Source organism: Streptomyces sp. NRRL F-4489, from assembly GCF_001509485.1.
Taxonomy (GTDB): domain Bacteria; phylum Actinomycetota; class Actinomycetes; order Streptomycetales; family Streptomycetaceae; genus Streptomyces.
In genome coordinates, this window is sequence record NZ_LLZI01000275.1 from 17,049 (window position 1) to 38,766 (window position 21,718).

At 72.1% G+C, this 21,718-nt stretch carries 20 protein-coding genes, 1 tRNA gene and 1 pseudogene; 10 read left to right on the forward strand and 12 right to left on the reverse strand.

Annotated elements, in window-relative coordinates; all coding sequences use genetic code 11:
• Positions 1-60: 60 nt before the first annotated feature.
• The 5 genes from ADL22_RS30080 to ADL22_RS30095 all read right to left on the reverse strand — a co-directional run bounded on the left by ADL22_RS30080 (position 61) and on the right by ADL22_RS30095 (position 3,061).
• On the reverse strand, positions 61-498 hold the full coding sequence (locus ADL22_RS30080; RefSeq protein ID WP_066986943.1) for a (2Fe-2S) ferredoxin domain-containing protein: 438 nt from the start codon (positions 496-498) through the stop codon (positions 61-63).
• Positions 495-1,526: a WD40 repeat domain-containing protein gene (locus tag ADL22_RS30085; RefSeq protein ID WP_066986946.1), complete on the reverse strand. Its 1,032-nt coding sequence runs from the start codon at positions 1,524-1,526 to the stop codon at positions 495-497. Before ADL22_RS30085 ends, ADL22_RS30080 begins: the two co-directional genes overlap by 4 nt.
• Positions 1,523-2,569, reverse strand: a complete 1,047-nt coding sequence (locus ADL22_RS30090; protein ID WP_066986949.1) for a CobW family GTP-binding protein — start codon at positions 2,567-2,569, stop codon at positions 1,523-1,525. Before ADL22_RS30090 ends, ADL22_RS30085 begins: the two co-directional genes overlap by 4 nt.
• Positions 2,566-2,727, reverse strand: a complete 162-nt coding sequence (locus tag ADL22_RS35565; protein ID WP_159048742.1) for a hypothetical protein — start codon at positions 2,725-2,727, stop codon at positions 2,566-2,568. The genes ADL22_RS30090 and ADL22_RS35565 overlap by 4 nt, the downstream gene beginning before the upstream one ends.
• 260 nt (positions 2,728-2,987) lie before the next feature.
• Positions 2,988-3,061: transfer RNA gene (locus ADL22_RS30095), tRNA-Gly, on the reverse strand.
• Between the two features lie 295 nt (positions 3,062-3,356).
• Here ADL22_RS30095 and ADL22_RS36760 point away from each other — a divergent pair.
• From ADL22_RS36760 to ADL22_RS30110, 4 genes are all read left to right on the forward strand, one after another.
• Complete coding sequence (locus tag ADL22_RS36760) at positions 3,357-3,479, forward strand: hypothetical protein (RefSeq protein ID WP_267890214.1); 123 nt, start codon at positions 3,357-3,359, stop codon at positions 3,477-3,479.
• Between the two features lie 138 nt (positions 3,480-3,617).
• Positions 3,618-4,193 (forward strand): dCTP deaminase, encoded by a 576-nt coding sequence (dcd, locus tag ADL22_RS30100; protein WP_066986952.1) that lies wholly within the window; start codon positions 3,618-3,620, stop codon positions 4,191-4,193.
• Between the two features lie 86 nt (positions 4,194-4,279).
• Positions 4,280-4,774, forward strand: coding sequence for a phosphoribosyltransferase (locus tag ADL22_RS30105; protein WP_066986955.1), 495 nt, complete (start codon positions 4,280-4,282; stop codon positions 4,772-4,774).
• Positions 4,775-4,936: 162 nt separating this feature from the next.
• On the forward strand, positions 4,937-6,505 hold the full coding sequence (locus tag ADL22_RS30110) for a ricin-type beta-trefoil lectin domain protein (protein ID WP_066986958.1): 1,569 nt from the start codon (positions 4,937-4,939) through the stop codon (positions 6,503-6,505).
• Between the two features lie 125 nt (positions 6,506-6,630).
• Here ADL22_RS30110 and ADL22_RS30115 read toward each other — a convergent pair whose 3' ends face one another.
• The 3 genes from ADL22_RS30115 to ADL22_RS30125 form a co-directional block, all read right to left on the reverse strand.
• Entirely contained in the window at positions 6,631-7,590 is a 960-nt protein-coding gene (locus ADL22_RS30115; protein ID WP_066986961.1) for a Yip1 family protein, read from the reverse strand.
• A 98-nt stretch (positions 7,591-7,688) separates the two neighbouring features.
• Entirely contained in the window at positions 7,689-8,210 is a 522-nt protein-coding gene (locus tag ADL22_RS30120; RefSeq protein WP_066986963.1) for a GNAT family N-acetyltransferase, read from the reverse strand.
• Positions 8,211-8,354: 144 nt separating this feature from the next.
• Entirely contained in the window at positions 8,355-10,625 is a 2,271-nt protein-coding gene (locus ADL22_RS30125) for a (Fe-S)-binding protein (RefSeq protein ID WP_066986964.1), read from the reverse strand.
• A gap of 335 nt (positions 10,626-10,960) precedes the next feature.
• Here ADL22_RS30125 and dnaK point away from each other — a divergent pair, with 335 nt between their 5' ends.
• From dnaK to ADL22_RS30145, 4 genes are read left to right on the forward strand one after another with little or no spacing between them, the layout of a single operon-like run.
• Positions 10,961-12,805 carry a molecular chaperone DnaK gene (gene dnaK, locus ADL22_RS30130; RefSeq protein WP_066986967.1) on the forward strand — a complete coding sequence of 615 codons (1,845 nt, stop codon included), beginning with the start codon at positions 10,961-10,963 and terminating at the stop codon, positions 12,803-12,805.
• Positions 12,802-13,494, forward strand: a complete 693-nt coding sequence (gene grpE, locus ADL22_RS30135; RefSeq protein ID WP_066986971.1) for a nucleotide exchange factor GrpE — start codon at positions 12,802-12,804, stop codon at positions 13,492-13,494. The genes dnaK and grpE overlap by 4 nt, the downstream gene beginning before the upstream one ends.
• A gap of 45 nt (positions 13,495-13,539) precedes the next feature.
• On the forward strand, positions 13,540-14,715 hold the full coding sequence (dnaJ, locus tag ADL22_RS30140) for a molecular chaperone DnaJ (RefSeq protein WP_066986974.1): 1,176 nt from the start codon (positions 13,540-13,542) through the stop codon (positions 14,713-14,715).
• Position 14,716: 1 nt separating this feature from the next.
• The gene (locus ADL22_RS30145; protein WP_066986977.1) at positions 14,717-15,172 is read left to right on the forward strand and encodes a heat shock protein transcriptional repressor HspR; all 456 of its coding nucleotides are present in this window, start codon (positions 14,717-14,719) and stop codon (positions 15,170-15,172) included.
• Positions 15,173-15,251: 79 nt separating this feature from the next.
• Here the strand turns inward: ADL22_RS30145 and ADL22_RS30150 are convergent, their stop codons facing one another.
• The 3 genes and pseudogenes from ADL22_RS30150 to ADL22_RS30160 form a co-directional block, all read right to left on the reverse strand.
• Complete coding sequence (locus ADL22_RS30150; protein ID WP_066986980.1) at positions 15,252-15,656, reverse strand: hypothetical protein; 405 nt, start codon at positions 15,654-15,656, stop codon at positions 15,252-15,254.
• A 139-nt stretch (positions 15,657-15,795) separates the two neighbouring features.
• Positions 15,796-16,200 (reverse strand): pyridoxamine 5'-phosphate oxidase family protein, encoded by a 405-nt coding sequence (locus ADL22_RS30155; RefSeq protein WP_066986983.1) that lies wholly within the window; start codon positions 16,198-16,200, stop codon positions 15,796-15,798.
• Positions 16,201-16,260: 60 nt separating this feature from the next.
• Positions 16,261-16,838: pseudogene (locus tag ADL22_RS30160) on the reverse strand (Uma2 family endonuclease).
• 196 nt (positions 16,839-17,034) lie between these two features.
• Here ADL22_RS30160 and clpB point away from each other — a divergent pair.
• Positions 17,035-19,680: an ATP-dependent chaperone ClpB gene (gene clpB / locus ADL22_RS30165; RefSeq protein ID WP_066986986.1), complete on the forward strand. Its 2,646-nt coding sequence runs from the start codon at positions 17,035-17,037 to the stop codon at positions 19,678-19,680.
• A 193-nt stretch (positions 19,681-19,873) separates the two neighbouring features.
• Entirely contained in the window at positions 19,874-20,410 is a 537-nt protein-coding gene (locus tag ADL22_RS30170; protein WP_066986989.1) for a YbjN domain-containing protein, read from the forward strand.
• Between the two features lie 95 nt (positions 20,411-20,505).
• Here the strand turns inward: ADL22_RS30170 and ADL22_RS30175 are convergent.
• Positions 20,506-21,718: hypothetical protein (locus ADL22_RS30175; RefSeq protein WP_324615625.1), on the reverse strand; the 1,213-nt coding region annotated here is incomplete at its 5' end.

Consider the following 21,718-nt stretch of genomic DNA (forward strand, 5'->3'; position numbering starts at 1 on the left):
TCCGGCGCGGTGTGCGCCGAGCACTCGGGCCACGGGCACCGGGCCCGGCCGGCCGCGGCCTCACCGCCGTGCACGGCGCCGCCCGCCCGCCCGCTTGCGCACCTCGCCCGGCGGGCGGACGAACTGCAGCGCCAGAGCGGGCGGCGGCTCGGCGATTCCCGGGCCGCCGTCAGCGGCCCAGCGCAGGATGTCGTCGGTGGCGGCATCGCCCATGGCCCAGCCGATCCACGTGGCGCGCCCGCCGCGGCGCCGCCCCTCGCCGGAGGGCTGGACGACGATGACGTTGGCCTGGTCGCAGGGGCCCAGGCAGTCCGTCGTACGGACCGCGAACCGGCCGCCGGAGCCGGCGGCCGCCGCGTACAGCCGGTCCAGTTGCCACGCGTGGTCGCTGCCGGGGTGCTTGCGCGGATTGCCGCAGCAGCATCCCCGGCACACCACCAGGGTGACCGGGCGGGCCCGGGCCGCGCCGATGACCGTACGAGCTGTGCCGGTGCTCACAGGGCGGTCCTGGAGGGCAGGTGGTGGGCGCGGACGCGGCCGTCGCGGTACGCGCAGACGAGCAGCTCCGGCCCCGCCCAGGCGAGGGCCGCCACCGCGGCGCCGCCGTCGAGGGTGCGTACGGGGCGGAGCCGGGCCTCCGGCCGCCCCGCGGTGGCGTGCCACAGGGCGATCGTGCCGTCGTCGCCCCCGGTGGCGAGGTGGCCGTCGGGACCGGGGCGCCAGGCCAGGGCCGTGACGGTCTCGTGGCAGCGCAGTGAGCGCGGCGCGGTGCCGGCCGGGCCCTTGCCGCGGAAGTCCCACACCGTGACGTCGGGGGCGCCGTCGGCGGCGAGCCAGCAGCCGGTGTCGTCGAAGGCCAGCCGGGAGACCTTCTCCGGGTAGCCGGACATGGTCAGTTCGCCGGCGTCCCGGGTGCGCCAGATGTGGATGGAGGCGTCCTGGTTGCCGCTGCAGATCCACCGGCCGGTGGGGGCGACGGCCAGCGCCAGGTGCGATCCGACGTAGGGGTAGGTCCGCACGGGGGCGGCCTGGTGGCGCTCGTGGCAGCGCACCGCACCGTAGGCGGCGACCGCCAGCCGCCGCCCGCCCCGCGTCCAGGCCAGGTCCGTCACCGTACTGGCGGCCGGCTCGGTGGCCCACAACTCCTGGCCGCCGGTGTCCCGTACGAGGGCACGGCGGCCGGACGCGACGGCGAACCGATCGGCATCCGCCCACCGGGCGGCCGAGGACCACCCGCCGCTTTCCCAGAGGGTGCTGCTGCCGTCCTCCCGCCGCCACAGCGCGTATCCGGTCGGGCCGGTGGCCACCAGATGCCGGGCGTCGGGGGACAGGGCCGCGTGCAGGGCGCCGCCGGGGAGTTCTACGGTGCCGAGGGCGGCGCCGGTGGCGGTGTCCAGGATGCCGGTGGTGCCCTCGGCCCCGGCGACCGCGACCAGATCGCGTGCGGTGCTGAGTGCCACCGGGGCGTCGTCGAGGGTGAGGTCCCAGACGGTGCCGAGGCCGGTGCCGGGTGCGGCGATGCTCATACGGCGGCTCCGGCGGTGGCCAGGCAGCCGGCGAAGCCGCGTTCCAGCTCGGCCCGGTCCAGGTTGCGGCCGATGAACACCAGCCGGTTGCCCCGGAGTTCCCCGTCCTTCCAGTCCCGGCCGAACTCGCCGACCAGCAGCATGTGCACCCCCTGGAACACGTACTGCCGGGGCGCGCCCGCGAGGGCCAGGATGCCCTTCGAGCGGAAGATGTCGACCCCCTTGGTACGCAGCAGGGTGCCCAGCCACCGATTGAGCCGGTCCTCGTCGAGCTCGCCGGTCAGCTCGATGCCGACCGAGGTGACGGTGGTGTCGTGCTGGTGCTCGGTCTCGGTGAGGAAGGACGGGTCGTCGGCGAGCACCCGGTCGAGGTCGAACGCGCCCACGTCCAGCACCTGTTGCAGGTCGACCGCGGCGTGCCGGGCGGGGATGATCTGCACGCCCGAGTTGATCGCGCGGATCCGCGACACGACCTCCGCGACGGTCGCCTCGTCCGCCAAGTCGGTCTTGTTGAGCACGATCCGGTCGGCGAAGGCGATCTGCTCGACGGCCTCGTTCTCCACGCCCTCGGGCTTCTTCTCGTCCAGGTGCCGCAGGACGTGGGCGGCGTCGACGAGGGTGACGATGGCGTCCAGCCGCAGCTGGGCGGCGATCTCGTCGTCCATGAAGAAGGTCTGGGCGACCGGCGCCGGGTCGGCGAGACCGGTGGTCTCGATCAGGATCTGGTCGAACTTCTCCCGGCGCCGCATCAACGCGCCCAGGATGCGGATGAGATCACCGCGGACGGTGCAGCAGATGCAGCCGTTGTTCATCTCGAAGATCTCTTCTTCGGCGTCCAGGACCAGCGCGTCGTCGATACCGACCTCGCCGAACTCGTTCTCGATCACGGCGATCCGCAGCCCGTGCCGCTCGGTGAGGATGCGGTTGAGCAGGGTGGTCTTGCCCGAGCCGAGGAAGCCGGTCAGCACGGTCACGGGGACGCGATCGTCGTACTCGGCGACGGCGTCCGCGGCCTCCGGCGTCCGATCGGTGATGTCGGTCATAACGGGTCAGGCTCCTTCGGATGCGGTGGCGAGCAGGCGGCGCAGGTTTGGCGGATCACCACGGTGCTCTCCTCGTCGAGGCCGAGCAGACGGCGCACGGCCTCCTTCAGCTCGGGGAACTGCGGCGGCCGCGCGGACAGCCGGCCGGGCAACGGCACGGGATCTCCTCCACGGACGTCCGAAGCACCGAGCCGCGTACGCGGCGGAACGCGGCCTGTCTCACGGCGAGTTGGCGCGTTCCCGCCGATCGTGGTGGTCCCTCGTACGCCCACGGCCCGGCAGCGGTTCCCCCGCACGCTAGATGAAAATGAATTCCATGTCCACGTGGCCCTCGCGCAACGAGGCCCGGAGCGCCGACTCCCCCCCCCGGAGTCCGGACACGACAAAGGCCCAGGTCTCCCGACCTGGGCCTCAACTATGGAGCGGGTGACGGGAATCGAACCCGCGCTCTGAGCTTGGGAAGCTCATGTTCTACCATTAAACTACACCCGCGTAACACCGCCTGGCCTGCGGCAATCAGCCTGGAGGCGGAGCGTCGTCGCACACTCTACCCCATCACCGCGTCGCGGTGCATTCGGCATGGGTGGGGGTGGGGATGGCGGGGTTTTGCCCGGGGTGCCCGGGGGCGGTACGCGGGTGCGCGGGACGGGAGTTGGGGCGTACGGTGGGGCGTCGGAGTGCCGCCTGCGAGGCCGCCCAGTTCATCCCCTAATGTGGCTTTTGTTGTCCACGCAGTTGGGAGAGGGACTTGATGGAGCGCACCGTCGTACGTTGTGCCGAGGGGCACGTGTTCAGCACCGCTTCGTTCCCCATGCAGACCACCGACCGGCTCGGCCCCGGGCGGCTGCTGCGCTGCCCGCGCTGTGCCCGGCTGCGGCACGCGGTACCGGTCGAGCACGCCAAGCGGTAGCAGCGCGCCGAGCGGCAGTGCCGGTCGTGCGCGGCGCCGTCGCGGTGCCGCGGAGTGCGGCGCGGTGGGCCCGGTCCCTGGTGGGGGCCGGGCCCTCGTCGTGCGGAGGGTGGTGCGCGGGCGCGTATCCTCGTCTGCGTGCTTCTCTCAGACAAGGACATCCGGGCCGAGATCGACGCAGGCCGGGTGCGCATCGATCCCTACGACGAGTCGATGGTGCAGCCGTCCAGCATCGATGTGCGGCTCGACCGCTATTTCCGGGTGTTCGAGAATCACCGCTACCCGCACATCGACCCCGCCGTCGAGCAGCCCGACCTGACCCGTGAGGTCGTGCCGGAGGGCGACGAGGCGTTCATCCTGCACCCCGGCGAGTTCGTGCTGGCCTCGACGTACGAGGTCATCAGCCTGCCGGACGACCTCGCCTCGCGGCTGGAGGGCAAGTCCAGCCTGGGGCGGCTGGGGCTGCTGACGCACTCGACCGCCGGGTTCATCGACCCGGGGTTCAGCGGGCACGTGACGCTGGAGCTGAGCAATGTCGCCACGCTGCCGATCAAGCTGTGGCCGGGCATGAAGATCGGGCAGCTGTGCATGTTCCGGCTGACCTCGCCGGCGGAGCACCCGTACGGCAGCGAGCACTACGGCTCGCGGTATCAGGGGCAGCGGGGTCCGACCCCGTCCCGGTCGTTCAAGAATTTCCACCGTACGCGGATGTGAGCCGCGGTACGCGGGTGTGAGGTGCCTCGCGCTGCGGGGCGGGGCCGGCGCGGGCCCCGGAGACGAAGAGAAGGTCTGGGAGAGTCGTGGGCGAGCGGGAGAACCTGACGTACGAGCGGTTCGGCGGAGCGATCCGGGAACTGGCGCAGACGATCGCGGATGACGGGTACGAGCCCGACATCGTGCTGTCGATCGCCCGCGGCGGGGTGTTCGTGGCCGGCGGGCTGGCGTACGCGCTGGACTGCAAGAACATCCACCTGGTGAACGTGGAGTTCTACACCGGGGTGGGCACCACCCTGGAGATGCCGGTGATGCTGGCGCCGGTGCCCAACGCGATCGACTTCTCCGACAAGAAGGTGCTGATCGCCGACGACGTCGCCGACACCGGCAAGACGCTGAAGCTGGTGCACGACTTCTGCCAGGGCACGGTCGCCGAGGTGCGCAGCGCGGTGATCTACGAGAAGTCGCAGTCGCTGGTGAAGTGCGAGTACGTGTGGAAGCGCACGGACGACTGGATCAACTTCCCGTGGAGCGTGGAGCCGCCGGTGGTGCGGCGCGAGGGGCAGATTCTCGACGCGTGAGGCGGCCGGTCAGCCGCTTCCCGAGCCCGCCTTTTCGGCGGGCTCGCTGCGTTCTGGGGCGGTTTGTGTGGCGCGCGTTCCGGCCAGTTCGGTCGCGGGTGTTCCGCCGGTCCCTACCTCCGAGTAGAAACCGGCGGTAACAGCAGACCGGAGGGAGGCCCCATGGTGCGGGCGAGACGCGGGCGAGGGCGGCGGCTGCGGGCCGCCGTCGCGTTATCGGCGGCGGTGCTGACCGCGGCGTTCACGGTGACGGCGGGCGGGGCGAGCGCCGCCGGGGTGCCCGCCGGACCGTCCGGGCCCGGTGCGCGGGCCGCCCGTCCGGCCGCCAAGCCGCTGGCGCCGGACCTGGAGCGGGTCCGGGCCCGGGAGGCGGCGAAGCTGTACGGCGGGGACTCGGCCGTCCGGCCGCTCGACGAACGGAAGACGTCCCTGATCTCGCTGGGCGACAGCGAGATCTCCGGCGAGGGCGTGGGCACGTACGAGCCGGGGACGGACGGGCCGGACAACTGGTGCCACCGGTCGCCCGACGCGGCCATCCACCGGACCGGGATCGCGGCGGACGTCACGTACAACGCGGCGTGCTCGGGCGCGTACACCGGCAACATCCGGATCGGCGGCAGCAAGCAGTACGCGGACGAGCTGGTGCAGAGCGACAGCCTGGCGGTGGCGGCCCGCAACACCCGGCTGAAAATGGTCCTTCTGGTGGCCGGGGCCAACGACGACCTCCAGTTCGGGCCGGTGATGACCGACTGCGTCGAGCGGTGGTTCCTGCTCCAGGGGACGTGCGAGCCGAAGTACCAGCCGGGCTGGCAGGCCCGGGTGGACGGGCTGGTGCCGAAGGTCGAGGCGACCGTGCGGGACCTGCGGACGGTGATGCGCGACGCCGGGTACGCCGACGGCGACTACCGGCTCGTGGTGATGGCGTACCCGAGCCCGATCGGGCCGGACATGGAGGACAACCCGAACTATCCGGGCAAGCTGCCGGGCGGGTGCACGGGCTACACCTCGGACGCCGGCTGGGGGCGGAACGCCGCGGTGCCGGCCTTCGAGCGGGGCATGCGCAAGGCGGCGCAGGACACCGGCGCCACCTACCTCGACGCCTCCCGGCTCTTCCACGGGCACGAGGTCTGCACGGCGGACACCTGGGCCCGCGGGCTGTACGTGAATCTCTCCAACCCCTTCCCGCCGGACGCCAATTCGGTCCGCCAGTCCTTCCACCCCAACGCCCGCGGGCACGGCGCGTTCGCGTCCTGCCTGACCCAGCTGTACGCGGACCCGCGGCTGCGCGAGGCATCCTGCGCCGATCCGGCGGGCACCGGGCAGCCGAAGCTGTACCCGGGCGCCTGGGACGACGCGTACCGGCCGCTGCGGAACGCCGCGACCGGCACCTGCGTGGACGCCACCGGCGGGCTGTCCCGCAACGGGACGGCGGTCGGCGGCTGGGACTGCCACGGGCAGCGCAACCAGGGCTGGTGGTACGACCAGGACAACGGGTCGCTGCACGTGGAGCTGACCCAGGCGCGGTGCCTGGACGTGCCCGGCGCGCGGTACGAGGCCGGCGCCGCGCTGGTGCTGTGGAACTGCTCGGGCGCGGCCAACCAGCGGTTCGTCCGGGACGGCGGCACGCTGCGGCCGTCGGCGGCGCCGTCGCTGTGCCTGGCGCTGGCCGGGGCGAAGGAGCCGCTGCGGCTGCAGAAGTGCGACGGGTCGGCGGGGCAGCGGTTCGCCTGACGGGCGGGCGGCGGCGGTCCGGCCAGGGCTGACGACGGCCGAGGGGCCCGTCCCGGGGAGTGTGCTCCCGGGGCGGGCCCCTCGTCCGTACGTTCCGCAGCGACCTCGGCGGCCCCGCGCGCCCGTTACAGCGTGCCGAGCTTCACCAGGGCCAGCAGCGCGACCAGTTGGATCGCGGCGGCGCCCAGGGCCTTGGGCCACGGCAGGTCGTGCGATTTGCTGACCATCGAGGTGAGCAGGTAGCCGGTGGCGAGCCAGGTGGCCCAGCCGAGGATCTGGACCAGCGTGCTGTCGCCGCCCAGGAACATCGCGAACAGCAGCCGCGGCACGTCCGGGATCGCCATGATCAGCATGGACAGGCCGACGGTCGGCTGCCAGGCCCCGTCGCCGCCCAGCTGGCGGGCCATGGTGTGGGTGACCGCGCCCAGGATCAGGCTGCCGACGATGAACATCACCGCGGTGATCAGCACCCACGGGATGCTGTTGCCGAGGGTGGCGTTGAGCACGTCCGCGCGGGCCTTGTCGAAGCCGAAGACCGCCAGCAGGCCGTAGCAGAACGCGACGATCAGCGCCGGGGCCCACACCGGGTGGTCCCGCATCTGCCAGAACGTGGGCGTGGGGCGCAGCACGATGCCGGAGAGCAGCTGCTTCCACGGCAGCCGGGGGCCGGCCGGCGGCGCGCTGGGCTCGCCGGCGCGGTACGTGCCGCCCTCGGCGTACCGGCCGCCGTCCGGGCCGTAGCCGTCCGGCACGTCGCCGACGCTGAACTGCTGGGTGTGGCCCGGGTCGTTGTCCCGGGTGTCGTACGGGGCGTACCCGGGGCCCTGGGGCCCGTAGCCGCCGTCGCCGAAGTACTCCGGCTGCCCGTGCGCGACCGGACCGCCCCCGTGGGCGACCGGACCGCTCCCTGGGGCGGCGTACGGCTGCGGCGCCGGCCACTGCCCGTGCGGTGCCGGGGGCTGCTGCCCGTACGGAGCCGGGGGCTGCTGCCCGTACGGCGCCGCCGGCGGGCCGTACCCGGGCGGTCCCTGCTGCACGGTCTGCTGCGCGTCCTGCGCGGCGCGCGGATCCTGTCCGCGCCCCATCCTGAATCCAGCCACGCTTTCGAAAGTACCTGGTCCGGGCGGACCCGGGGACCGGAGTGGACGGGCGGACGGGGTTCGGTGCCGAGCTGTGACATCCCCTAGGGGGTACCCGGAAGGGTCCCCGGCCCGGGCTCCGGCTCCGGCCCCGGCGTCCAGCGCAGGGTCAGCTCCGGCAGGCCCTCCATGTTGCCGCTGCCGTCCCCGGTGGCCACGACCCGGAAGCCGTGGCGGGCGTAGAACGCCCGGGCGGCGGTGTTGCGCCGGAAGACGTGCAGGGTCAGGCCGCCGGGGGAGAGCCGGCGGGCCTCGGCCAGCAGCCGGGTGCCGAGGCCGGCCCGGCGGACGTCCGGGCGGAGGTAGAGCTGGTCGAGGAGGTCGCCCTCGACGGCGGCGTAGCCGAGGACCTCGGTGCCGCGGACCGCGACGACGGTGCGGCAGGCGGGCAGGACCACGTCCCGGACCCACCGGGTGACCTCCTCGTGGCTGCGCCGCGGCGGCGGGAGGTACGGCATCGCCACCCGCCGGGACTCGCGGTGGACGGCGGCGATGGCGTCGGCGTCGGCGGGCACCGCGGCCCGTATCCGGACGCCGCTCGAGGGGGACGGGGCGCGGTCTGCCATCGGGCCAGCGTGGGCGCCGTACGCGGGCCGGGCAACCGGTTTTCTCCCGGGCACCGGTGTGCTCCCGGAAAGCCGGACGGCCGGCCCCGCGCGCTGCGGGACCGGCCGTCCGGTGTCCGGCGTCCTGGCGGGGACGCCGCGGTGTCACTTCACCGGCTCGGGCTCCGGGGCGTCCGCCGGCTCCGCGTCGTCCGACGGCGGGTCGAGCGGGGTCTTCACCGAGTCCAGCAGCAGCTGGGCGACGTCCACGACCTGGATCGACTCCTTGGCCTTGCCGTCGTTCTTCTTGCCGTTCACGGAGTCCGTGAGCATGACGAGGCAGAAGGGGCAGGCGGTGGAGACGATGTCGGGGTTGAGGGACAGCGCCTCGTCCACCCGCTCGTTGTTGATGCGCTTGCCGATCCGCTCCTCCATCCACATCCGCGCGCCGCCGGCGCCGCAGCAGAAGCCGCGCTCCTTGTGGCGGTGCATCTCCTCGTTGCGCAGGCCGGGGACCTTGCCGATGATCTCGCGCGGCGGCGTGTAGATCTTGTTGTGGCGGCCCAGGTAGCACGGGTCGTGGTAGGTGATCAGGCCCTCGACGGGGGTGACCGGGATCAGCTTGCCCTCGTCCACCAGGTGCTGGAGCAGCTGGGTGTGGTGGATGACCTCGTAGTCGCCGCCGAGCTGCGGGTACTCGTTGCCGAGCGTGTTGAGGCAGTGCGGGCAGGTGGCGACGATCTTCTTCGACGCCTTGGGCTTCTTCGTGGACTCGTCCTCGGAGTCCTCGCCGAAGGCCATGTTGAGCATCTCGACGTTCTGCTGGCCGAGCTGCTGGAAGAGGAACTCGTTGCCCAGGCGGCGGGCCGAGTCACCGGTGCACGCCTCGTCGCCGCCCATGATCGCGAACTTCACGCCCGCGATGTGCAGCAGCTCGGCGAACGCCTTCGTGGTCTTCTTGGCGCGGTCCTCCAGGGCGCCGGCGCAGCCGACCCAGTAGAGGTAGTCGACCTCGGAGAGGTCCTCGATGTCCTTGCCGACGACCGGGACCTCGAAGTCGACCTCCTTGGTCCAGGCCAGCCGCTGCTTCTTGGCCAGGCCCCAGGGGTTGCCCTTCTTCTCGAGGTTCTTCAGCATCGTGCCCGCCTCGGACGGGAACGAGGACTCGATCATGACCTGGTAGCGGCGCATGTCCACGATGTGGTCGACGTGCTCGATGTCCACCGGGCACTGCTCGACGCAGGCGCCGCAGGTGGTGCAGGACCACAGGACGTCGGGGTCGATGACCCCGTTCTCCTCCAGGGTGCCGACCAGCGGGCGCTCGGCCTCGGCCAGCGCGGACGCCGGGACGCCGGCCAGCTGCTCGGCGGTGGCCTTCTCCTCGCCCTCGGCGGTCTTGCCGCCGCCTGCGAGGAGGTACGGCGCCTTGGCGTGCGCGTGGTCCCGCAGCGACATGATCAGCAGCTTCGGGGAGAGCGGCTTGCCGGTGTTCCAGGCGGGGCACTGCGACTGGCAGCGGCCGCACTCGGTGCAGGTGGAGAAGTCCAGCAGGCCCTTCCACGAGAAGTGCTCGATCTGCGAGACGCCGAACTGGTCGTCCTCGCCCGGGTCCTCGAAGTCGATCGGCTTGCCGGCCGAGGTCATCGGCTGCAGCGCGCCGAGCGCCGTACCGCCGTCCGCCTCGCGCTTGAACCAGATGTTCGGGAACGCCAGGAAGCGGTGCCAGGCCACGCCCATGTCGGTCTTCAGGGCGACCGTGATCATCCAGATGAAGGAGGTGGCGATCTTGATCGCGGCGAAGAGGTAGGTGAGGTTCTGCAGCGTGCCGACGCTCAGGCCCTTGAAGGCCGCGACCAGCGGGTACGTGACGAAGTACGCGGCCTCGTAGTGGTCCACGCCGTGCTGCGCGCCCTCCAGGGCGTGCAGGGTGACGATGCAGACGCCGACGATCAGGATGACCGTCTCGACGAAGTACGCCTGGCCGGTGTTCGACCCCGCGAAGCGGGACTTGCGGCCGGCGCCGCCGGGGCGGTTCAGCTGCCGGACGGCGATCAGGACCAGGATGCCGAGGGTGGTGAGCGTGCCCATGCCCTCGACCCACAGCTCCCAGGGGAGCCAGTTGCCGATGACGGGCAGGATCCAGTCGGCCTTGAAGAGCTGGCCGATGGCGTTGGCGATCGTCAGCAGCAGGGTCAGGAAGCCCACCGCCACGAACCAGTGGGCGACGCCGACGACGCCCCAGCGGTTCATCCGGGTGTGCCCGAGGAACTCCCTGGCCAGCGTGGCCGTGCGCTGCACGGGCTCGTCGGTGCGGGTGCCGGCGGGCACGGGCTGGCCGAGCCGGAACTGCCGGACGATCTGCAGGATGGCACGGCCGAACAGCGCGACGCCGACCGCGATGAGAACCAGCGACACGATGATCGCGGCGAGTTGCATTGGGGGCTCCTCGGACCTGCGAGAGCGGGCGAAATCTACGGGGATCCGCGGTGATCGGAACGGGCCGGGCCGCAGAGGTCGAGCGGTAACTACTAAGCGGTAACTTTTCGGGTCTGCGCTGAGGTTACCCAGTATTCCGGGCCCCATGAAGCCGCCCGGCCGGTGATCTGTGTCGCGCACGCAACCGGCGGGCCGCCCCCGGCGTCCTCCCCGGCGGCGTGGTGACGATAAGCGCCACATAAAAGTTGAGTGGGCGCGACTCAGGTCTGTTGACAGGTTTCGTTCGGTGCTGCACCCTTGAGCCTGTTCCACTCAAGTCAGCTGGAGGAATCGAAATGGCACGTGCGGTCGGCATCGACCTGGGCACGACGAACTCCGTCGTCAGTGTTCTCGAAGGCGGTGAGCCCACCGTCATCACCAACGCCGAGGGCGCCAGGACCACGCCGTCCGTCGTCGCCTTCGCCAAGAACGGCGAGGTGCTGGTCGGTGAGGTCGCCAAGCGCCAGGCGGTGACCAACGTCGAGCGCACCATCCGGTCGGTCAAGCGCCACATGGGCACCGACTGGAAGATCAACATCGACGAGAAGGACTTCAACCCGCAGCAGATCTCCGCGTTCATCCTGCAGAAGCTGAAGCGGGACGCGGAGTCCTACCTCGGCGAGAAGGTCACCGACGCGGTCATCACCGTCCCGGCGTACTTCAACGACTCCGAGCGCCAGGCCACCAAGGAGGCCGGTGAGATCGCGGGCCTGAACGTCCTGCGGATCGTCAACGAGCCCACCGCCGCCGCCCTGGCCTACGGCCTGGAGAAGGAAGACCAGACCATTCTCGTCTTCGACCTCGGCGGCGGCACCTTCGACGTGTCGCTGCTGGAGATCGGCGACGGCGTGGTCGAGGTCAAGGCCACCAACGGCGACAACCACCTCGGTGGCGACGACTGGGACCAGCGCGTCGTCGACTACCTGGTCAAGCAGTTCCAGAACGGCCACGGCGTCGACCTCGCCAAGGACAAGATGGCGCTCCAGCGCCTGCGCGAGGCCGCGGAGAAGGCGAAGATCGAGCTGTCGTCGTCCAGCGAGACGACGATCAACCTCCCCTACATCACCGCCTCCGCCGAGGGCCCGCTGCACCTGGACGAGAAGCTCACCCGCTCGCAGTTCCAGCAGCTGACCGCGGACCTCCTCGACCGCTGCAAGACGCCGTTCCACAACGTCATCAAGGACGCCGGCATCGCGCTGTCCGACATCGACCACGTGGTCCTGGTCGGCGGTTCGACCCGTATGCCCGCCGTCGCCGAGCTCGTCAAGGAGCTGACCGGCGGCAAGGAGGCCAACAAGGGCGTCAACCCCGACGAGGTCGTCGCCATGGGCGCCAGCCTCCAGGCCGGTGTCCTCAAGGGCGAGGTCAAGGACGTCCTGCTGCTCGACGTCACCCCGCTGTCCCTCGGTATCGAGACCAAGGGCGGCATCATGACCAAGCTGATCGAGCGCAACACGACCATCCCGACCAAGCGCTCGGAGATCTTCACCACGGCCGAGGACAACCAGCCGTCCGTGCAGATCCAGGTCTACCAGGGCGAGCGCGAGATCGCGGCGTACAACAAGAAGCTCGGCATGTTCGAGCTGACGGGCCTGCCGCCGGCCCCGCGCGGCGTCCCGCAGATCGAGGTCTCCTTCGACATCGACGCCAACGGCATCATGCACGTGACCGCCAAGGACCTGGGCACGGGCAAGATGACCGTCACCGGCGGCTCCTCGCTGCCGAAGGACGAGGTCGACCGCATGCGCGAGGAGGCCGAGCGGTACGCGGAGGAGGACCACAAGCGCCGCGAGGCCGCCGAGACCCGCAACCAGGGCGAGCAGCTGGTCTACCAGACCGAGAAGTTCCTCAAGGACAACGAGGACAAGGTGCCCGCCGAGGTGAAGACCGAGGTCGAGACCGCCGTCGGTGAGCTGAAGGAGAAGCTCAAGGGCGAGGACACGGCCGAGATCCGCACCGCGACGGAGAAGGTCGCGGCCGTCTCCCAGAAGCTCGGCCAGGCCATGTACGCCGACGCGCAGGCGGCCCAGGCCGCGGCCGGCGGCGAGGGCGCCAAGGCCGGCCAGGCCAAGGCCGAGGACGACGTGGTCGACGCCGAGATCGTCGACGACGAGAAGCCGAAGAAGGACGGTGCCGCGTGACGGAGGAGACCCCGGGCTTCGAGGAGAAGCCCGACGTCCCTTCCGACGCCGCTTCCGAAGACGCGGCGCAGGCCGAGTCCGCCGACAAGGCGGGCTCGGCCCCGGCCGGGGACGTGACGGACGTAGCGCTCCAGGCGCAGCTGGACCAGGTGCGCACCGCGCTCGGCGAGCGCACCGCCGACCTCCAGCGGCTCCAGGCGGAGTACCAGAACTACCGCCGCCGGGTGGAGCGGGACCGCGTGACGGTCAAGGAGATCGCGGTCGCCAACCTCCTCTCCGAGCTGCTGCCGGTGCTCGACGACATCGGCCGCGCCCGGGAGCACGGCGAGCTGGTCGGCGGCTTCAAGTCGGTGGCCGAGTCGCTGGAGACCGTGGTCGCCAAGCTGGGTCTGACGCAGTTCGGCAAGGAGGGCGAGCCCTTCGACCCGACGATCCACGAAGCGCTGATGCACTCCTACGCGCCCGACGTGACGGAGACGACATGCGTCGCCATCCTGCAGCCCGGGTATCGCATCGGTGAACGTACGATCCGCCCCGCGCGGGTCGCGGTCGCCGAGCCGCAGCCGGGCGCGCAGAACGCCAAGTCCTCCGAGGAGGAGGGCAAGGGCGCCAAGCGCGGCAAGGGCGGCAAGGGAAGCAAGGGTGCCGAGGCCGCGGACGAGGAGAGCGGTGGCCCGGACAAGGGCTGACGCGCGGCCCGGCGCGAGCAGTGCCCGGAAGGAGGGACGTCGGGGATGAGCACCAAGGACTTCGTGGAGAAGGACTACTACAAGGTCCTCGGCGTCCCCAAGGACGCCACCGAAGCGGAGATCAAGAAGGCGTACCGCAAGCTCGCCCGCGAGTTCCACCCGGACGCCAACAAGGGCGACGCCCGGGCCGAGGAGCGCTTCAAGGAGATCTCCGAGGCCAATGACGTGCTCGGCGACGCCAAGCGCCGCAAGGAGTACGACGACGCCCGGGCGCTGTTCGGCAACGGCGGCTTCCGCCCCGGTCCGGGCGGCGGCGGCAGCTTCAACTTCGACCTCGGCGACCTCTTCGGGGGCGCCGGGGGCGCGGGCGGCGGCGCCGGCGGCTTCGGCGGCGGGCTCGGGGACGTCTTCGGCGGCCTGTTCAACCGCGGCGGCGGCGCCGGCACGCGTACGCAGCCGCGCCGCGGCCAGGACGTCGAGTCCGAGGTGACGCTCAGCTTCACCGAGGCGGTCGACGGCGCCACCGTGCCGCTGCGGATGTCCAGCCAGGCGCCCTGCAAGGCGTGCTCCGGCACCGGCGACAGAAACGGTACGCCGCGGGTCTGCCCGACCTGCGTCGGCACCGGGCAGGTCAGCCGGGGCGCGGGCGGCGGCTTCTCGCTCACCGACCCGTGCGCCGACTGCAAGGGCCGCGGCCTGATCGCGCAGGACCCCTGCGAGGTCTGCAAGGGCAGCGGCCGGGCGTCCAGCGCCCGCACGATGCAGGTCCGCATCCCCGCGGGCGTCTCGGACGGGCAGCGCATCCGGCTGCGCGGCAAGGGCGCCCCGGGCGAGCACGGCGGCCCGGCCGGCGATCTGTACGTCGTGGTCCATGTGAAGGCCCACCCGGTCTTCGGCCGCAAGGGCGACAACCTCACCGTCACGGTGCCGGTCACCTTCCCGGAGGCCGCGCTCGGCGGCGAGATCAAGGTGCCGACGCTGGGCGGCCCGCCGGTCACGCTCAAGCTGCCGGCCGGCACGCCCAACGGACGCACCATGCGGGCCCGCGGCAAGGGCGCGGCCCGCAAGGACGGCACCCGCGGTGACCTGCTGGTCACCATAGAGGTCGTCGTTCCCCAGGACCTCGGCGACAAGGCGAAGGAAGCGCTGGAGTCCTATCGCGAGGCGACCGCGGGCCCCGACCCGCGGGCGGAGCTGTTCCAGGCCGCGAAGGGAGCATGAGATGGACAGCCGGGGCGGGCAGCGTCGCAACCCGTATGAACTGACCGATGATTCGCCGGTGTACGTCATCTCCGTCGCGGCCCAGCTCTCCGGCCTGCACCCGCAGACCCTCCGGCAGTACGACCGCCTGGGCCTGGTCTCGCCCGACCGCACGGCCGGCCGGGGCCGGCGCTACTCCGCCCGCGACATCCAACTGCTCCGCACCGTCCAGCAGTTGTCGCAGGAGGAGGGCATCAACCTCGCCGGCATCAAGCGCATCATCGAGCTGGAGAACCAGGTCGCAGCCCTCCAGCAGCGGATCGCCGAGCTGCAGGGCGCCCTGGAGGGCGCGGCCAGCGCGATGCGGCAGCGGGAGGCCGCGGTGCACGCCTCGTACCGCCGCGACCTGGTGCCGTATCAGGATGTGCAGCAGTCCAGCGCGCTGGTGGTCTGGCGGCCCAAGCGGGCCACGGACTGACGGCGGCGCGAGCGAACGCGCGCAAGGGCCGGGGTGGCGTGTCCACCCCGGCCCTTCGTACGCCGCAACTCCCGCTCGCTCAGCAGCCGTTGTAGCCCGCCGTCGGCATCGACAGCCGCCGGTGCACCCGGGACTTCATCGCGCGGGTGTAGACCGGCTCCTCCAGATCGGTGGTCTCCAGCCGGACACCGGCCGCCGCGCACCGCTCGGTGAACTCGTCGGCGCCGTCGATGGCGTTCTCCAGCGCCCGGCGGTTGGGCGCGACGAACACATCGACCAGGCCCGCCTCGACGTCGTGCCACAGCGCGCGGTGGTCGGCGCGCAGCTGGTGCAGGGTGAGCCGGCAGGTCAGGCGGTAGTCACGGGCCGCCGCCCACTGCTTGCACATGGCGTGCTGGCTGCGGTCGTCGACCAGGAACGGATCCTCGTCCAGCTCGGACAGCGGCATCAGGCAGGCGATCGCCGTCACTCGGACCGCATTCATCGTGCCCTCCGGGGCGTGGCGACTGTGGGTGCGACGATACCCCCGCGACGGGCCCGGGGTGGAGGGGCGGCGCCGGGCGGCGGGGCACGGCCGCGGGCGGGGCGGGGGCGCTCGGCGCTGCGGGGCGCGGGCGGGGCGTTCAGGCGCGGCCGAGGGCCCGGGTCACCGCGATCTCGATGGCCACCCGGTCGGGGTTGGGCGAGGGGGTCCGGCCGTACCGCTCGGCGTACCGCCGCACCGCGTCGGCGACCGTTGCGGCGTCCGTCCGCACCCGGGCGACGCCCTCGAGGGTCGCCCAGCGGCCGCGGTCCACCTGGCAGACGGCCACCCGCGCGCCGTCCGCGCCGGCCGCGAGGATGTTCTTGACCTTGGTGCTGTCCTTGCGCGTGATGATCCGCGCGATCCGCTGCCCGGCGTCGAAGGTGACCCCGACCGGGACGACATGCGGGGTGCCGTTCGCGCGCAGCGTGGTGAGGGTCGGCATCAGATACTCGCCCCAGAAGGCGAGGTACGCGGGGGGCAGCGCGTCGAGGTCGTGGGCCATGGGGGCCAGCGTAATCGGGGCCGGCCGGGGGCGGCCCCGGCGGTCAGCGGCGTTCGCCGGTCAGAGGAACTCGCCGGTGTCCAGGTCGAACGAGAAGGGGGCGGGGAGGGGGAGGGGCTTGCCGAAGGGGACGGTGGTGTGGGCCGCGTAGTCTCCGTTTCGCGGTTCGCTGGAGAGCGTGGATTCGGACTTGTCTCGGTCGACGAGCAGGTAGAGCGGGATGTTCGCGCGAGCGTAGGCGGCGCGCTTGATGACCCGGTCCCGGTGGGCCTTGTTCGAGGTCACCTCGACGACAAGGCGACACCCTCGCTGGGAATCCAGTTCCCCGGCAGGTCGAAGAGGTCCAGGGAACTGGGTGCGAAGGTCGCATCAGGGATCACGTAGCTGCTGGACCGTAGGCCGGCAGCTGACAGTTCGATCCCCTTGTTGCCGGAGACGTCCATATCGGTGTGGGACGTGCTCAGGACCTGCTTGACGATCTTGCTGAGGATTCGCTCGTGCCTGTTGTCAGGCGCCGGCGCCACGACGAGCTCCCCCTCGATCAGCTCGGCCCGGCACCCGTCAGGCGTCTCCAGGCCGAGAAAGAAGTCCAGGAGGATCTCTTCACCGGTGAGCGGCTCTTGTGCCATAGCCGTCATGCTGCACCTCCTTGTGGCCGAAGGCCGGAGTCGGCGGCCGTGACCTGCCGCGGAGGCGATTCGTCGGATCTTCACCCGTAAGCGTGATCGAGCGCCTTGAGTGGAATAGACTCAACTTATCGCACGTTGACCAAGGCAGGATCGGTACGGAAGCGCGCGGAGCGCCGGACGGACGAACGAGGAGGACCAGGCAGTCGTGGACGCCGAGCTGACCAACAAGAGCCGGGAGGCGCTGAGCGCCGCCAACGAGCGGGCGGTCGCCGCCGGGCACGCGGACATGACGTCCGCGCATCTCCTGCTCGCGCTGCTCGAGGGGCAGGACAACGAGAACATCATGGACCTGCTGGCCGCCGTCGAGGCGGACGCCGCCCCGCTGCGCTCCGGCGCCGAGCGGCTGCTCGCCGGGCTGCCGAGCGTCCAGGGCTCGACGGTGGCCCCGCCGCAGCCCGACCGCGAGCTGCTCGCCGTCATCGCGGACGCCGCGCAGCGCGCCAAGGAGCTGGGCGACGCCTACATCTCCACCGAGCACCTGCTCATCGGCATCGCCGCCAAGGGCGGCCGCACCGGCGCCCTGCTGGAGCAGCAGGGCGCCACCGCCAAGAAGCTGCTGGCCGCCTTCGAGGCCAGCCGCGGCGGCCGCCGGGTCACCAACCCCGACCCCGAGGGCACGTACAAGGCGCTGGAGAAGTTCGGTACGGACTTCACCGCCGCGGCCCGCGAGGGCAAGCTCGACCCGGTCATCGGCCGGGACCAGGAGATCCGCCGGGTGGTGCAGGTGCTCTCCCGCCGGACGAAGAACAACCCGGTCCTGATCGGCGAGCCGGGCGTCGGCAAGACCGCCGTGGTGGAGGGGTTGGCCCAGCGCATCGTCAAGGGCGACGTCCCCGAGTCGCTGCGCGACAAGCGGCTGGTCGCGCTCGACCTCGGCGCGATGGTCGCGGGCGCGAAGTACCGCGGCGAGTTCGAGGAGCGGCTGAAGACCGTGCTGGCCGAGATCAAGGCCAGCGAGGGGCAGGTCATCACGTTCATCGACGAGCTGCACACCGTCGTCGGCGCGGGCGCCGGCGGCGACTCCGCCATGGACGCGGGCAACATGCTCAAGCCGATGCTGGCCCGCGGCGAGCTGCGGATGGTCGGCGCGACGACCCTGGACGAGTACCGCGAGCGGATCGAGAAGGACCCGGCGCTGGAGCGCCGCTTCCAGCAGGTGCTGGTCGCCGAGCCGACCGTCGAGGACACCGTGGCGATCCTGCGCGGCCTCAAGGGGCGCTACGAGGCGCACCACAAGGTCCAGATCGCCGACTCCGCGCTGGTCGCCGCGGCCACCCTCTCCGACCGCTACATCACCTCCCGCTTCCTCCCCGACAAGGCCATCGACCTCGTCGACGAGGCCGCCTCGCGGCTGCGCATGGAGATCGACTCCTCCCCCGTGGAGATCGACGAGCTCCAGCGCTCCGTGGACCGCCTGAAGATGGAGGAGCTGGCGCTGCGCAACGAGACCGACGCGGGTTCCGTCCAGCGCTTGGAGAAGCTGCGCAAGGACCTCGCCGACAAGGAGGAGGAGCTGCGCGGCCTGACCGCCCGCTGGGAGAAGGAGAAGCAGAGCCTCAACCGCGTCGGTGAGCTCAAGGAGCGCCTGGACGAGCTGCGCGGCCAGGCCGAGCGCGCCCAGCGCGACGGCGACTTCGACACCGCCTCCAAGCTGCTCTACGGCGAGATCCCCGGCCTGGAGCGGGAGCTGGAGGAGGCCGCCGAGGCCGAGGCCGAGCAGGAGGCGGCCAAGGAGTCGATGGTCAAGGAGGAGGTCGGCCCGGACGACATCGCCGATGTGGTCGGCTCCTGGACGGGCATCCCGGCCGGGCGGCTGCTGGAGGGCGAGACGCAGAAGCTGCTGCGGATGGAGGAGGAGATCGGCAAGCGGCTGATCGGCCAGCGCGAGGCGGTCGCCGCGGTCTCCGACGCGGTGCGCCGCACCCGCGCCGGGATCGCCGACCCGGACCGCCCGACCGGTTCGTTCCTCTTCCTCGGCCCGACCGGCGTCGGCAAGACCGAGCTGGCCAAGGCGCTGGCGGACTTCCTCTTCGACGACGAGCGGGCGATGGTCCGGATCGACATGTCGGAGTACGGCGAGAAGCACTCCGTGGCCCGCCTGGTGGGCGCGCCCCCCGGCTACGTCGGCTACGAGGAGGGGGGCCAGCTCACCGAGGCGGTCCGCCGCCGCCCGTACAGCGTGGTGCTGCTGGACGAGGTGGAGAAGGCCCACCACGAGGTCTTCGACATCCTGCTCCAGGTGCTGGACGACGGCCGGCTGACCGACGGCCAGGGCCGCACCGTCGACTTCCGCAACACCATCCTCATCCTCACCTCCAACCTCGGGTCGAACTTCCTGATGGACCCGCTGCTGAAGGAGGAGCAGAAGCGGGAGAAGGTGCTGGAGACGGTCCGCGCCGCCTTCCGCCCGGAGTTCCTCAACCGCCTGGACGACGTGGTGGTCTTCCACCCGCTCGGCACCGAGCAGCTGGAGCGGATCGCTCGCCTCCAGCTGGACCACCTCCAGCGCCGCCTGGGCGACCGCCGGCTCACCCTGGACGTCACGGACCGGGCGCTGGCCTGGCTCGCCTGGCTCGGCCACGAGCCGGTCCCCGGCGCCCCGGCCCCGGACCTCTCCTACGGCGCCCGCCCGCTGCGCCGCCTGGTCCAGACGGCCATCGGCGACCAGCTGGCGCGCGCCATCCTGGCCGGCGAGGTGCTGGACGGGGACACGGTCCGGGTGGACGTCGACGGCGGCGGCGACGGGGGCGGTGAGCGGCTGTCGGTCGAGGCGGTCCGCCCGGCCGCCTGACGGCCCGGCCGGCCGGTCCCGGGAGCCCCGCCCCCGCGTCCGTCCGGCCCGGCCGGACCGGGCCCGTCCCGTCCCGCCGCAGGTCCCCGCGGCCCTGCCCCCCGCCCCGTACGCGCCGGTCCGGCGCTCGCACTTGCCAGGACCGGGCGCGTATGGGGGAGGATGGCAGGGACCATACGAAGGGAATTCCACGGTGAGCATCGACCCGTCCTCGATTCCGAATTTCGGGGGCCAGCCCGAACCGCAGCCGTCGGGGCCTGATGGTCCCGTCGTCCCCGACCAGGACCTGGTCAAGCAGCTCCTTGAGCAGATGGAGCTGAAGTACGTCGTCGACGAGGAGGGTGACCTCGCCGCCCCGTGGGAGCAGTTCCGCACGTACTTCATGTTCCGTGGTGAGGCGGAGCAGGAGATCTTCTCCGTCCGGACGTTCTACGACCGCGTCCACGGCATCGACGAGAAGCTGAAGCTGCTGGAAGCGATCGACGACTGGAACCGCCGGACGCTCTGGCCGAAGGTGTACACCCACACCCACGACGACGGCACCGTCCGTCTGATCGGTGAGGCATCGATGCTGATCGGCACCGGCGTCTCGCTCGAACACTTTGTGTCGAGCACGGTCAGCTGGGTGCGTGCCTCGATCGAATTCGACAGGTGGATCATCGAGCAGCTCGGTCTGGAGGCCGAGATCGAAGGCGACTCCGACGACAAGCCGGGCGAGGACGAGGGCTGAGGCCCCCCGCCCACCGGCTGCCCGGGCCCCGGATTCCGATACGTCGGACCGGGGCCCGCGTCATACCGTACGGGCCGGGCGGCGCCCGCCCGCGCTCACAGCGGCACCGCCGCGATCGTCAGCAGATACGCCCCGTACCCGAACGAGAGCGCGGCCAGCCCGCCGGTGACCACCGCGCCGGTACGCGGCCGGGCCCGGGCCAGCGCCAGCGCCGCGGGCAGCAGCAGCGGGAAGGCCGGCAGCAGGAAGCGGGGCTTGGACGCGAAGTAGTGCGAACCGCCGAGCGCCAGCACCACCAGCACGGTCGTGAACACCAGCACCGCGGCCGGCGGCCGGTCCAGCACCAGCAGCGCGTACAGGCCGAGCGCCACCGCGACGACCCCGGCCGCCACGACGTACGACGGCGGCGCCCCGGCCACGACCAGGTGCCGGAACTCCCGCAGCGCCTCCCGCCCGAGGTCGAACCGCGACCCCCACCGCTCCTGCACCGCGAAGTACCCCAGCACCCCGCCCCCGCTCCGCCACCCCGCCCACCCCACGTACCCGGCCCACCCCATGGGCGCCAGCAGCGCCCCGGCCCACAGCCGGCCCACCGGGACGCGCCCGCCACCCCGCCCGGCCCCCCGCTGCCGCCACCCCTGGACCGCCGCCCCGGCGATCACCGCCAGCGCGACCGCGAGCGCGCTGGGCCGGGCCAGCCCCGCCGCCGCGGCCAGCGCCCCGGCCCAGACGAAGCGCCGGGTCAGCAGCGCGTACAGCGACCAGGCGGCCAGCGCGGTCATCAGCGCCTCGGTGTACGCCAGCGATTCGATGACCGCGTGCGGCAGCACCGCCCACAGCACCACCAGCCAGATCCCGGCGCGCCGCCCGTGCAGCCGCTCGCCCACCGCGTAGATCCCCCAGGCCGCCGCGAACGCCGCCGCCCACGCGACGGCCAGCCCCGCGGTCACCGCCCCCACCGGCGCCGCAGCGGCCACCGCCCGTACCAGCCACGGGTACAGCGGGAAGAACGCCAGATCCGCCAGCGGCACACCGGGCCACCGCCCCGGCGGCAGCGCCCCGTAGCCGTGCCGGGCGATGCTCAGATACCAGGCGGAGTCCCACGACGTGCCGAGCACCGTCCGCGCGTGCCGCCCGGTGCGCCAGGCCCACCCGGCCACACACACCGTCCCGGCGACCCGGATCGCCGCGAACAGCACCAGCGCCGTCCGCGCCCGCCGCGCCGCCGCCCCGATCCGCCCCCGGCGCGCCCCCGGCGCCGCCGCACCCCAGCCCCGCTCCACGGCCTCGGCGACCACCGCCCACCAC